The following is a 12,787-nucleotide window of genomic DNA, read 5'->3' on the forward strand; positions in this document are numbered from 1 at the left end:
AAATAAATCGAAATAGAAAAGCAAATTTGTGAAAAATGAATAATGAAATAAAAATATTAGACAGATAATTTATCTATAAAAGTTGGATAATGGGAAAATATAGTATATAATGTAAACAAGTCATGATCTGATTATGGAGGGAAAATGTTCGAATTTATTAAGATTATTACATTGCGTGCAACATATGAATGTCAGGAAGAAGGCGGTCTGCCTGCATATCTGGGATCTACAATAAGAGGAATCTTAGGGCATTGTCTGCGTGATTCTTTCTGTGAATATCCAAGAAGGAGATGTTATCGGTGTGAGAGGAAGGATGCTTGTACCTATGTCCGGTGTTTTAGCAATACAGGCGGAGAAGCAGGAGCCGTAAATCCCTTTACATTATATGTTCATGGTGGGGGAAAGGAAAATTGGAAAAAGGGAGATGTGTGTATATTTGACCTTACCCTTTTCGGAAATGGAGCAGAACAGGCCGGTGTATATTTGGATGCACTTATAGCTGCGGAACAAAAGGGCTGGGGAGCAGCAAGGCTTTCATTCCGGCTGATTCAGGTGATAGAGGCAGAAACGGGTAACATGATTTATGTGGACGGAAAAAGGTGGATTTGTAACCTTTCACCAAGACCATTACAGATAGTAGAGCGAAATGCTTCTTATGCCAATTTGTTTTTTGATACGCCACTTAGAATTGTATCAGGTGATAAATTATTTGAAACACTGCCATTCGATTTGTTGATACAGTTTCTTATCAGGCGTATATCACTTTTAACAACAGCTCACACTGAGTTTCAGTTGGAATGGGATGAAGCGGGGCTATTAGAAGAGGCAGGGAAGATTAGAACTATAAGTGAATATTGGCGGGAAATCCCCTTTGAACGTTATTCTATGAACCGAAAGAATGGAAAACTGGAGCTTCCGTCTAAAACGGGATGGGTTCTGTATGAAGGAGATTTATCAACATTTGTGCCTATACTGGAAGTCGGTAGATATTTAAGGCTGGGAAAAGGCGCGACGATAGGATTTGGCCACTATGAGATTTCTTATGACAGATAGAGGGAGGAGAAAAATGTCAGAGTCGGTTACATATGAAGAATTAATAAGAATGCTTGGGGATAATTACAGGAAAATTGAGAGTTCCATTGTAAATCAGATTCTATTAAATGTTGATAATCATTATCCAACAGTAGGGTCTTATAGAGAAAATGTCTGGAAGTCTCTATTTGAAATGGTTGTACCTAAAAAGTATTGTATTGAGCAGGGTGTGTTTATTATTGATTCTTATGGAAATAAGTCTGCGGAAGTTGATTTGGTCATTTTTGATGAAATGTATACCCCTTATATATTTAATTACGGTGAGATTAAGTTTATCCCTATCGAAGCTGTGGCCGCGGTGATTCAAGGTAAATCCCATAGCGTAGAGTATAAAGATGTGGAGAATTGGAGAAAAACAATAAGAAAATTGTTTACATCTCTTGATTCGGTTGCCCGTATGACAACATACATGGTTGATAATAAAGCACCCAGAACAGTGCCTGCTACCCAAACTGCAACAAGACCAATTATGATTCTATGTGCTATAAAACCTATAAACTCTATTTTAAAATTGCAGAAGGACTTTGACATAATATTGTCAGTTGATGAAACAAGTAAAAAATTATGTAAGTACATAAGAGGAGAAGAGAAATCCTTAGAAGAGTGGAATAACGCCCTAAATCATGCGTTGGAGTATACAGAATCCGAGTATGAGGAAATGGTTAAGGAAATTAAAGAAGAGATTGAGACAAGGAAACAGATAAAGAAATTTAAATCAGGAAATCAAAGACAACAAATTCTACAATCTTTAAAAGTTATGCAGGTAACCGATGGCAAGGAGGAAGAAAACGTCCTTCTCTCATTGATTTTTCAGTTAAATCAGCTACTTATGATTCTGAACAATCCAATGCTCTTTCCACATCATGCATATGCTGAACGTTTTAGCACAATTTTAGGAAAACCAGAGAAAGGGGAAACGAATGGACAGCAGAAGTAACGATTATATTCTGGCAAAGTATGATATCAGCGGGATACAACGATATATCTTTGCCACGAACAGGTTGAAGGAAAATGTCGGGGCATCGTGTCAGGTAACGAAAATTCTGGAGGTATATCTCCCGGATTCCATCAGGGAGGCAGTCACACAGACCGATGCATATGTGATCGATTGGCAAAAGGAAGATAAGCTTCTGCTTCTGAAAGATCAAAGTATCATAGTGGAGATTATCTATATCGGTGGTGGGAATGCGCTGGTCCTTTTTCAGGGGATGGAAGTATGCCAACAGGTTTCCCGAAATCTGGCGAGGAAGGTTGCAGAAAACTGCCAGGGCATCTATTTGGCAGCTGCCTATGTGGAAAAGATTAACTTAGAAAATTTTTCAGAAGATGTTGAGAAGCTGAATAGGAAAATGGCGGAGAAGAAAGCGGGCATGATCAAACAGCCAGTTTATTCCCCATTCCCGGTAGTGGAGCAGGATAATGCGAACCATCAGCCTATAACACGGCGGTATTGTCTATCCAAAGAGGAAAATATGGATATGACAGAAATGCAATATCAAAAATGGATGGCATATCAGGAGACTAAGGGGCAGAAAGAAGGAAAGTTATATCCGCTTATAGAGGGAGTCAATTACGATTATCCGGTGGATATGGATGCTTTATGCCGTGATCCCGGCGGAAACAGCTATATTGCGATAGTTCATATTGATGGCAATGGGATGGGAGCGCAGGTTCAGAAAGTGTTAGCAGAAAGTAAGGAGTATGAAATGGCAGTCCCTATTTTGAGGGAAAATTCAAAGAAGATCTCCTCTGTTTTTGAAAATACATATCAGGAAATGCTGAAAGGGCTGTTCAGATATCTAAAGCTTCCAGACAGAAAACGTGAGGAGGAAATCCAAATGCCCCTGCGTCCAATCGTAATGGATGGGGATGATTTCACGTTCGTATGCACTGCTGACCTGGCAATTCCGCTTGCCGCAGGATTCTTGCTGGAATTGATGAAAGGACAGAAGAAGGAGGCTGAAAAGATTACGGCATGCGCAGGCATTGCTTTTGTGCACAGTCATTTTCCATTTTATGAAACTTATTGTATTGCGGAGGAATCCTGTTCTGATGCAAAGAAGAAATGGTATCAGAAGCGGGAGGGAGGAAGCAGCGAGAATTGTTTTCTGGATTTCCGAATCTTAAAGGGGAGCGAAGTAGGAGGAACTGTCAGACATGAAGACTGGCAGCTGCGTCCGTATTCTGTGGAAGCGAAGGAGCATGAGAAGAAAGAGGATTCTCTGGCCAGATTATGTGAGGCTGTAAAAAAGATGGAAAGCTGGCCATCGAACAGACTCCATAAAATATCGCAGGCCATGCTTGAGGGAGAATATGAGATGGAATTTTTGCAAAAAGAATTTAAGTCTCGCGGTTATGATATCAAGGATCTGACTCAGGCGGAGGATTGGACAAAATCTCCGTTATATGATGCATTAGAAATCCGTGGATTATGTGAAATGAAACTGTTGGAAGAATTTTGGAAAATGCAGGAGATGTAAGGCGATGGAAAGATGGGTTCTGAAGATAAAGTTAGAGAGCAGCCTCTGTACAGCGACGGGGGAAGACGCACCGGGCATAACCAATATCATGACAGCGACGGAGGATGGGATTCCCTATATTCCTGCAAAGAGAATCAAGGGATGTCTTCTCGAATCGGGCAAAGAGATGCGGGACAATGGACTGATTGGAGCGGATGTGCTGGAGGGTATTTTCGGGAGAAAAGGTGCCCGGACAGGAGAAGGAATCTGTATTGGTGATGCCCATATATCTCTGATTCCGCGGTATCTGTTCGATGCTCAAGAAGAGGATTCTCAAGAAGATACTCAAAAAAAGGATTCGATTATTGAAAATTATGAACATTTTCAATCGGAGGTACATAAGCGCCCAGAGATGGAAAAGGCATATTTAGAGGAATTTTTCACAAGACAGCGTACACGTACGGCAATAGATGCGGATACGGGTACAGCTGAGGACCATTCTCTGAGGACGATGCAGGTGGTTCCAAAAGGGATAGAATTCGTCAGTTATATAGAAGGAGATTTGAGCCGGAAAGAGAAAGAAGCGCTTGAAAACTGTGTGAAAGGACTTCGTCACATGGGAATGGGGATTACCAGAGGCTTTGGAGAAGTGCGGTGTACTTTGGAAACGGCAAAGACAGAGAAGCTGGAAAGGAAAGAGATAAGCGGCTGCACAAAAGCTAGTGAAGAAGCGCTTCAAAGCTATGGAGAAGAAGAGGAAGTTGAACTTTCCTATGAGATTAAGCTGGACTCGCCAATTGCATTGGATGGGAATGAGGACTGTCTGCCGGCGGGACCTGTGCTGGGGGCGTTGGCAGGAATGTATATCAGGAAGTTTTCATTAGGATCAGATGCCCATAAGGATCAGAATTTCAGCAGGATATTTCTGCATGACGGAGTGCAGTTCGGATATGGTTTCCTGAAAAGGAATGGTCAGGTCTATTGGCCTTGTCCGAAAGCAATTGCAGAAGAGAAAGAAAATAGAGGAAAGTGGTTCCAAATAGCAGAGGGAAATGAGAATCGAAGGAGAAGAGAGATTTCAGGGCAGGTATATTGGAAGAATCACGAGCTGCATACGATATCTGCCCGTAGAGAGCTTCATTTCCATCATGCCCGCCCACTGGATCGAGGAATCGCACATGCTTTAAATGACCGGGCTGAGGATACCAGTGTCGATACGGGACAATTTTTTCAATACACAGCGCTGTCCAAGGGGCAGGTATATGCGGGAACCTGGCTGGGGAAGGCAGGAGATCTAAAGCGTCTGGCAGCGTGCCAGAAGGAAAATGATTACCAGATGAAGCTGGGTAGATCGAAGACGGCTGAGTATGGAAGGTGTACTTTTGAAATCACAGGTGTGTCCCCGAAAAATAATAAGCAGGAATCAGTATGCCAGGGGAAGAAATGGTTGCTGTGGCTGCTGACACCGATGGTCAGCCGGGACAGAGAGACGGGAGAGTATACGTTAGCTGAGAAAGCGTTCAAAGAGCAGCTGGAAGAAATATTAGGATGTAAGGTACAAGGGCTTAAAATGGCTGCGGGCGGGTATACAACTCACAGTGGATATAACAGCAGATGGCGGATGCCATTGGTATCCTGTCCGGCGATAGCGGCAGGCAGTACCTTTATTCTGGAAACGGACCAGGAAGTCTATCAGCACCAAATAGAATCGATTAGATGGGGAGAGTTAACAGGCAGAGGATATGGGCAGGTGGCAGTCAGACCGTTTGACAATAAAGAGGTGGGAGAAATAGTCAGGGATTCAGAAGAAGAGAATACTGAGAAGAATCAGGGGGCGGAAAGTCATGAAGAAGAGCGTAATAAAGCTATCCTTCATGACATCCTTTCTAACCAGTCAAAACGGCTGGAAGATAGAAAGGCAATTCTTGATAGGGTGGATATAATCGGTAAGGATGAGCTCCCACCATCTTCCGCTATTTCCATGTTGTCCAGGTTATTGAGGAGCTATGAAAAAGACAAGGACTTCTACCAAAAGATTGTAAATGAAGTGGGAAACATACATGATGAAGAAAAGAAAAAAAGAATCCTGAAGATAATAGGGCATTGTAAGAATAAATCATATGATTTTACGAAGCGCTACTTGGAAAATGCGAAGTGGAAAGCGAGGGGCAGGGATGAATCGTGATACAGGTAAATGTAATAAGATATGCGGGCGGCTGTGTGTCGAATTGAAAGGGCATCTTGCATCTCCACTGTCAATCAGTTCCGGGGAACAGGAGAGAACCGATGCGGATGTGATTTTAGATGAGACAGGACAGCCGATGATTCCGGGAAGCTCATTGGCAGGCGCCCTGCTCGCCTACAGCAGGGAATTTGTTCCAAAAGAGGACTTATACCAGCTTTTTGGCGCTCCCAGAGGAGGGAAGCCTGGGAGCAGCAGTGACAGGCAGAGCAGGCTTTTCTGTTATGATACGGTTTTAAAAGACGGAGTAGCGGGAATACGTGATGGTGTTAAGCTGGGAGAGAACAAGACGTCAGTGCACAAATCCAAATATGAAATACAGATGATTGAAAGAGATGCAAAATTTAGGATACGGATAGAACTCATCCAACGTCAGGATTGTCTGACAGGGAAGGGGACTATTCAGGATGCCTGGAACTGGGACCTGCGCTGGATAAAACGCTGGATTCAGGGATTTAACACAGGAGAACTCAGAATCGGAGGGAAAGCGAACAGAGGCTTTGGAAGGCTTCATATCGAGAGTGCCAGATTCAAACAGTTTCATATGGAAGAAAGAGAAGAGTATCTGAAGTGGCTGAACTGGCATTGGGATGATAAAAACGCATTTATGCAGGCAGAGAGTATTGATTCGGCAGACGGTATAGACAGTCTTGTAAGTTTGGAACATGTTTTGGAGGTTCCACTTAGGATTCCCTATACACTTTTGGTGAGATCCTACAGCACAGCCTTTACAAAGGCGGACAGCCTTCCCGACTATGGGCAGCTGACAGTTAAGGATGAAGGGGAACAGGCCGTGATTCCGGGAACCAGCCTGGCCGGGGCATTCCGCAGCCATATTGCCAGGATTGTAAAGCAGATAGCACATCTGGAAAATTGGGAAAAAGCACAACAGAAGCTGGAAGAATATTTCGGTACATGGGTTACCGGAGAAAAGCAGGAAGATCAATTACGGTCTTCAAGGATTGTATTTGAGGAAATAAAAGTAGATGGAGGACATGGGCTGCCGCAGACCAGAAATGCGATAGACCGTTTTACAGGAGGGACCGTTAAGGGGGCTCTTTTTGAGGAAACACCCTGGGCAGGCGGGACATGTACGCTTCGAATTCGCTGGAAAAGAGATAAGAAGGAAGATGACATCATCTGTGGATTGCTGCTCTGGGCAGTTTTAGACCTGCTGTCAGGTATTTTGCCGATTGGTGGTGAGACGGCAATCGGAAGAGGCGTTTTTTGCGGACAAGATGAAGAAGCAGCGGACATACTTTTAGATGGCGAAGTAATGAAAGAACCGAAAAAAGAGGGATGTATGCAGGCGGCCGCCGCATGGTGCAGGGGAGGAGAAAATGGAACAGTTAGTAGAAGCGTATGAAAAGGTTGAACTGGATTCCGCAGAAGATGTAGAAGCCCGCATAAAGAAACAATTCAAAGAGAAAGCGTGGCTTTATGTGGTGCTTGATTTTGCCGTAGGTTTTGGGATTTATGAAGACGGTAGTTTTATGATCAGACTGGACCACTATGAAAAACCAGTTCCGCTGGACTGGGAGTATCTCCAGGAACTCCGCATTTTTAATGAGACTGGTGAATTACGTCTGACTCCATATGAAGGAAGATGGATTGGAAGATACAGAGGGAGTAACATATTTAATAAAGAGAAGGTACTGCAAAGTAACGAATACTGCATAGATGAGCAGCAGAAAATCTGGGGCAGGGTGAAAGATACTTCTGGGCTCTGGAGCCTGCTGGCTTCTGAAAGAGGCACTAGAATCTGGGTGCCGGTAAAGGAAGAAGCACGGGAGTGGGCTGTCTGTGTGAGAAAGTTTATGCGTATTCCAAATATAGAAGATAAGGAACTGGTATACCAGACGGATATTCGAATGGTGGGCTTTTGCCCCTGGTATCAGGAGCATGGAAAGGCAGGTGATGAGCTTGGGGAGTAATAGGAATATTATACATGAAGATGTAAGAAAAAGATTTGTAAATCCCTATAATTTTATCCCCTTGGCGGAAAAGTGCCATAGAGAGGATTCCAAAGAAAAGGAGTCCAGCAGGGAGAAACAAAACTATTATACAGGTTATTTTGAATGTAGTATGAGACTGCTGACACCACTATTTATACCAAATACGAGTTCATCTGTGAGGCTCCTGAAAGTGAAGGAGGCACAGGAAGGAAAAGCAAAAAATAAAAAATATGCGGGGTATGATTTCTTCTCATACGAAGACTATTCAAAGGCAGAACCGTACACGGGCGAGATGCCATCACCGCCCTCGGATCCGGTGATTCCGGGCAGTGAAATCAGAGGGGCAGTGAGAAGTGTATTTGAAGCAGCTTTTAACGGATGTATGTCTTCTGTGGAGGGGGACAGGGAGCTGTCAAGGCGGAGTGCGGAGATTAAGAAACAGGATATACCAAACAAGAGTAAAAATCAAAATAAATCTAAACATGTTTACAAGGGACCTACGTGTATAGGAAGGGAAATATTTAAAAAGAAAATAGAAAGTCTGCTGGAGAATAATGGGGAGTATCAGTCCTGCAGTAATGAATATCTTTGTCCGGCATGTCTGATATTTGGAATGATGGGGAAATCTGAGAAGACAGAAACTTATGCATATGGTTCTAAAGTTAGGATAACGGATGCCACGTTAATCCATCCGGTCAAAAATAGTGCTGATCTGTTTGAAAAGCCTGTCGTTTTACCGGAGATGGGGGAGCCGCGTCCAAGTACAGCAGAGTTATATACGGAATCACCTTATGATCCCGGTGAAACTAAGGATAAACCGAATTACTGGACTTATGACTATAAATACGTTAAAGAGAAAGAGGGAGCAAAAAAAGGAAAAAAGAGAGTGTATCTGGATGATACCCAGCCTAAGATTCGAGGGAGAAAATATTACTGGCATAAAGATGTTGAAATGAATGAGTTTAAAAACAATAAAGTAAGTGCTATGCAGCAAAGAATACGACCGTTGAAACCGAGCAGGAAATCTGACCGTAACCCAACATTTCAGTTCAGAGTATATTTTGAACAGCTTAATAAAAAACAGTTAGAGCAGTTGAAATGGTCACTTGACTTTGGAAATCCTGACTGTGCCCATAAAATAGGCAGAGGAAAACCACTCGGATTCGGGAGCGTACAGATTAGCGTTGAAAGCCTGTGCACAAGAGAAATTGATGAAGAAACAGGAAGATGGGAACTCCTTACAGTTGGAGATAATGATAATAATGAAGTGAGATATGAGGAATTTTTTGTAGAATCCGGTTTTTCGAGTGAGAATATCCCAGAAGAACTGAAAATCATGTCTAACTGGAAAAAGAGACCATCAAATGTAAGCTATCCGCTAGGCGAAGATGAAGGCAACCGGGATAAGGTTAATGCAAAAGCTTCTCATCAATGGTTCAGGCTGAATAGAATGGAAAAGAAACAAGAAGACACTTCGGACGATGCTCTGGGAGATAACTATAATCATAATTTCTCCAAGGTTCTGCCTACTGTTGCGGAGGATGCAGATAAAGGGTTAGATCAGAAAAAAGCATTGTATAAACTTGTAAAGAAGAAACAAAGGTCCTAAAAAATATCAGGTGCGAATGTGAAGTGAACAGAGATTTACCGGGAGATTCGCACCTGAAAAAAGGAAGAAAAGAGCTTTATTGAAGCGGATTGGAAAGGGAAAATCCTAATTTAAGTTGCATTTGGAGAAGAAAAGGGATAGAATTTAGAAGAATGGTACAAAATTGACGGGGGAATATTGTGAATATTTGCTGATGTCGCTTGCGCGTAAGTGTGGATTGAAATCTATTATTAATGGGATAAAAACTCTTCCACCCAGATGTCGCTTGCGCGTAAGTGTGGATTGAAATAAACATTGCATAGTATCCCATGGATGGGGTCTCTGATGTCGCTTGCGCGTAAGTGTGGATTGAAATATGCTCTTCTCTCCAATTTGGAAACCATCATAGCCGATGTCGCTTGCGCGTAAGTGTGGATTGAAATTCTTACCAGTGCCCGGTACTGCATCAGCGTCTTTGATGTCGCTTGCGCGTAAGTGTGGATTGAAATACAGAAGAGGGGAGGTGGTGCAGATGGATACATGATGTCGCTTGCGCGTAAGTGTGGATTGAAATATTGCAGTTATCTTTGGGTGTACATACACGATTTTGATGTCGCTTGCGCGTAAGTGTGGATTGAAATCTAATTAACAACTAGCCAATCGTCTCGCATTAGTTGGATGTCGCTTGCGCGTAAGTGTGGATTGAAATCTGCATTTGATATAGTACTTGAGATCCAGAAGCTGATGTCGCTTGCGCGTAAGTGTGGATTGAAATGAGTCCTGCCGTCCCAATCTGGTGTTTTTGTCACGGATGTCGCTTGCGCGTAAGTGTGGATTGAAATGATCCATACTATCTGGTATGGCAGCTATAAACTGATGTCGCTTGCGCGTAAGTGTGGATTGAAATTTGTCATAGACACGAAGGAAAATCTCAGACACCGATGTCGCTTGCGCGTAAGTGTGGATTGAAATACCCAATCATAGCTGATTGGGGAGAGGCGTGGGGGATGTCGCTTGCGCGTAAGTGTGGATTGAAATCGATTATGTGTGCGATCCGAAGTGTAGATGAGACGATGTCGCTTGCGCGTAAGTGTGGATTGAAATTAAGTCATTCCGTTTACCCTGTCGTTCAACTGGGATGTCGCTTGCGCGTAAGTGTGGATTGAAATCATTTATTGGTGAAATAAAGTACAATATTAGTTGATGTCGCTTGCGCGTAAGTGTGGATTGAAATTACTGAATTAGTCGATAAATGTAAAGCGGATGGGATGTCGCTTGCGCGTAAGTGTGGATTGAAATTTCTGCATATACTGGCACGCCTTTACCGTATTTAGATGTCGCTTGCGCGTAAGTGTGGATTGAAATAATCTTCTTTTCTCCTTCCTGGCTCCCGAGGAGGATGTCGCTTGCGCGTAAGTGTGGATTGAAATGCAAAGGTCAGCACGCTTCTTGATTCGAATGTAGATGTCGCTTGCGCGTAAGTGTGGATTGAAATCTCATCTATCAGGTGGTCCTCTCCTGCATAATTGATGTCGCTTGCGCGTAAGTGTGGATTGAAATTGCTAACACCTTACCATCTAAATGTTTGTCATAGATGTCGCTTGCGCGTAAGTGTGGATTGAAATTAAACTTTTAATACGTAGATTGCTATACCCACCGATGTCGCTTGCGCGTAAGTGTGGATTGAAATACCCGTGATCCAGAGGTGAAGTACACAGATGGCGGATGTCGCTTGCGCGTAAGTGTGGATTGAAATCATTGATCTGCGCCAGATGCTGATAGGTTGTACGATGTCGCTTGCGCGTAAGTGTGGATTGAAATTGCTTTAAACTTCTTTCTCGCCGATCTTCCGTTGTGATGTCGCTTGCGCGTAAGTGTGGATTGAAATAAGCATGGCGGAGTAGATAAATTTATCTTTGACGATGTCGCTTGCGCGTAAGTGTGGATTGAAATAGATGCCACCCGGCCCCTTTCTTCCGGCAGGCCGATGTCGCTTGCGCGTAAGTGTGGATTGAAATTTCTACCATCACTTCTGTTGTGTATACCTTCACGATGTTGCTTGCGCGTAAGCCATTTTTTGAAATATAAGTTCGTTTCTGTATGTGGCTTATGATTTGCTGATATCACTTGAAGTTAATTTCATATCTGTCATAAGCCCCTCTACCACATTCAATTCCCCTCCCTATAATTATCTCCACATTGTGAATTGCGCTATTGAATAGTTCTGCCTCAAAATGCAAAAATCCTCCAAACGGAGTCAAGTTAAAACTCCCCAGTTTGGAGGTCTATTTTTTATATGAAAAAAAGATACCCTGTAAAAAGGCACCTTTCGAGATAAATCAGTTCTATTAGAAGAATCACAAGAAAAAGTCTATTATAAAAAAGTCGATTTTTGACTATTTATCTTTTGTCCGTCCTCCCCATTAGATATTCTAAAGACACTTTGAAAAAATCTGCGATTGCAACAACTTCATAATCGGGCACGAACCGTGTGCCTTGTTCGATTCTCAAAACCGTGAGATCGTTAAAATCGTATCCGCAAAGCTGAAGCTGTTCAGCCAGGGCCTTTTGTGAGAGGTGATGTTCTGTCCGCAATTCCTTTACACGTTTTCCTATGATATTTTTTGAGTTTGTTTCTTTGTTCCAGTAAATTTTCATTGAAATCCCCTTAGACTTTCTAAAGATGAAGTATTTATTATTGATTTTACGGAATAAAATTGTTAATATACTTCTAAAGATGAAGTATCGAAAAGATTTTCTGAATGAAGAATCCAGACCTGTCTGCAGATACTTACGGTAAGAGAAAGGTGGAAACAACTATGAGCGAGATTTATAAAGCAGCATCGGCATTTCTGGAGATGGTGAGCAGCGATTCTACAACGGGGAGGAACCTTAAGGAGAGGAGATACACTATGAAAGGGAAAAATATTATTGAAAGAGGGAAGACAGAGAGGGAGACGATTGAGAGGGAAAAGATAGAGCGGGAATACATAGTGGATTCCAAAGAAATACAGCAGGCTGTCTTGCTTCAAAGAGAGGCAGACCAGAAATTCAATAGGTATCTGTCAGAACTTGAGCAGACAGATAAGGCGTATCTTGAAAAATATATGGAGCTTATAGAGCATACCCATTGTATAGAGTGTCAGAGATCCTATTGCCAGGGCTTTATGGACGGAATACAAATGCTTGGTGACCTTGATCTAATCAAGAACTGTAAAAATATCGGAGAGCTGCTGAGAAATGGAAAGAGATAGACCAGAGAAATCAAAGAAAAAGAGAAAATAGGTGGGGTATGTTCTGGCAGTATCTTGCGTGATAAAATCTAGGAATTCCTCGAGAAATGATTATTCCGGGCCTGCGGCCCACCTAGGCCGCAGTTTAGCGCAGTTAGACCGCGCATCAGCTCATTTGATACAATCCGCGTTTCGGCACATGCCGATCGCAGATCAGC

The 12,787-nt window shown here is 42.7% G+C and carries 9 protein-coding genes and 1 CRISPR repeat array; of the genes, 8 read left to right on the forward strand and 1 reads right to left on the reverse strand.

Annotated elements, in window-relative coordinates; translation table 11 throughout:
- The first annotated feature begins 144 nt into the window (after positions 1-144).
- From cas6 to HGO97_RS23430, 7 genes are all read left to right on the forward strand, one after another.
- On the forward strand, positions 145-1,053 hold the full coding sequence (gene cas6, locus HGO97_RS23400) for a CRISPR system precrRNA processing endoribonuclease RAMP protein Cas6 (RefSeq protein ID WP_216245651.1): 909 nt from the start codon (positions 145-147) through the stop codon (positions 1,051-1,053).
- A gap of 13 nt (positions 1,054-1,066) precedes the next feature.
- Positions 1,067-2,029, forward strand: a complete 963-nt coding sequence (locus HGO97_RS23405) for a DUF6602 domain-containing protein (RefSeq protein WP_216245652.1) — start codon at positions 1,067-1,069, stop codon at positions 2,027-2,029.
- Positions 2,013-3,572, forward strand: coding sequence for a Cas10/Cmr2 second palm domain-containing protein (locus HGO97_RS23410; protein ID WP_216245653.1), 1,560 nt, complete (start codon positions 2,013-2,015; stop codon positions 3,570-3,572). The genes HGO97_RS23405 and HGO97_RS23410 overlap by 17 nt, the downstream gene beginning before the upstream one ends.
- Before the next feature lie 4 nt (positions 3,573-3,576).
- Positions 3,577-5,736: an RAMP superfamily CRISPR-associated protein gene (locus tag HGO97_RS23415; RefSeq protein ID WP_216245657.1), complete on the forward strand. Its 2,160-nt coding sequence runs from the start codon at positions 3,577-3,579 to the stop codon at positions 5,734-5,736.
- Positions 5,726-7,159: an RAMP superfamily CRISPR-associated protein gene (locus tag HGO97_RS23420; protein ID WP_216245659.1), complete on the forward strand. Its 1,434-nt coding sequence runs from the start codon at positions 5,726-5,728 to the stop codon at positions 7,157-7,159. The genes HGO97_RS23415 and HGO97_RS23420 overlap by 11 nt, the downstream gene beginning before the upstream one ends.
- The gene (gene csx19, locus HGO97_RS23425; protein ID WP_216245661.1) at positions 7,134-7,727 is read left to right on the forward strand and encodes a type III-D CRISPR-associated protein Csx19; all 594 of its coding nucleotides are present in this window, start codon (positions 7,134-7,136) and stop codon (positions 7,725-7,727) included. The genes HGO97_RS23420 and csx19 overlap by 26 nt, the downstream gene beginning before the upstream one ends.
- Positions 7,728-7,878: 151 nt before the next feature.
- Positions 7,879-9,357 (forward strand): RAMP superfamily CRISPR-associated protein, encoded by a 1,479-nt coding sequence (locus tag HGO97_RS23430; RefSeq protein WP_246597751.1) that lies wholly within the window; start codon positions 7,879-7,881, stop codon positions 9,355-9,357.
- 192 nt (positions 9,358-9,549) lie between these two features.
- Positions 9,550-11,354: direct repeats of the CRISPR family, unit length 32 nt; unit sequence GATGTCGCTTGCGCGTAAGTGTGGATTGAAAT.
- Between the two features lie 382 nt (positions 11,355-11,736).
- Here HGO97_RS23430 and HGO97_RS23435 read toward each other — a convergent pair.
- Positions 11,737-11,994: a helix-turn-helix domain-containing protein gene (locus tag HGO97_RS23435; RefSeq protein WP_216245664.1), complete on the reverse strand. Its 258-nt coding sequence runs from the start codon at positions 11,992-11,994 to the stop codon at positions 11,737-11,739.
- A gap of 161 nt (positions 11,995-12,155) precedes the next feature.
- Here HGO97_RS23435 and HGO97_RS23440 point away from each other — a divergent pair, with 161 nt between their 5' ends.
- Positions 12,156-12,590 (forward strand): DUF6809 family protein, encoded by a 435-nt coding sequence (locus HGO97_RS23440; RefSeq protein ID WP_216245666.1) that lies wholly within the window; start codon positions 12,156-12,158, stop codon positions 12,588-12,590.
- Positions 12,591-12,787: the final 197 nt, after the last annotated feature.

Source organism: Faecalicatena faecalis, from assembly GCF_012524165.2.
Taxonomy (GTDB): domain Bacteria; phylum Bacillota; class Clostridia; order Lachnospirales; family Lachnospiraceae; genus Faecalicatena_A; species Faecalicatena_A faecalis.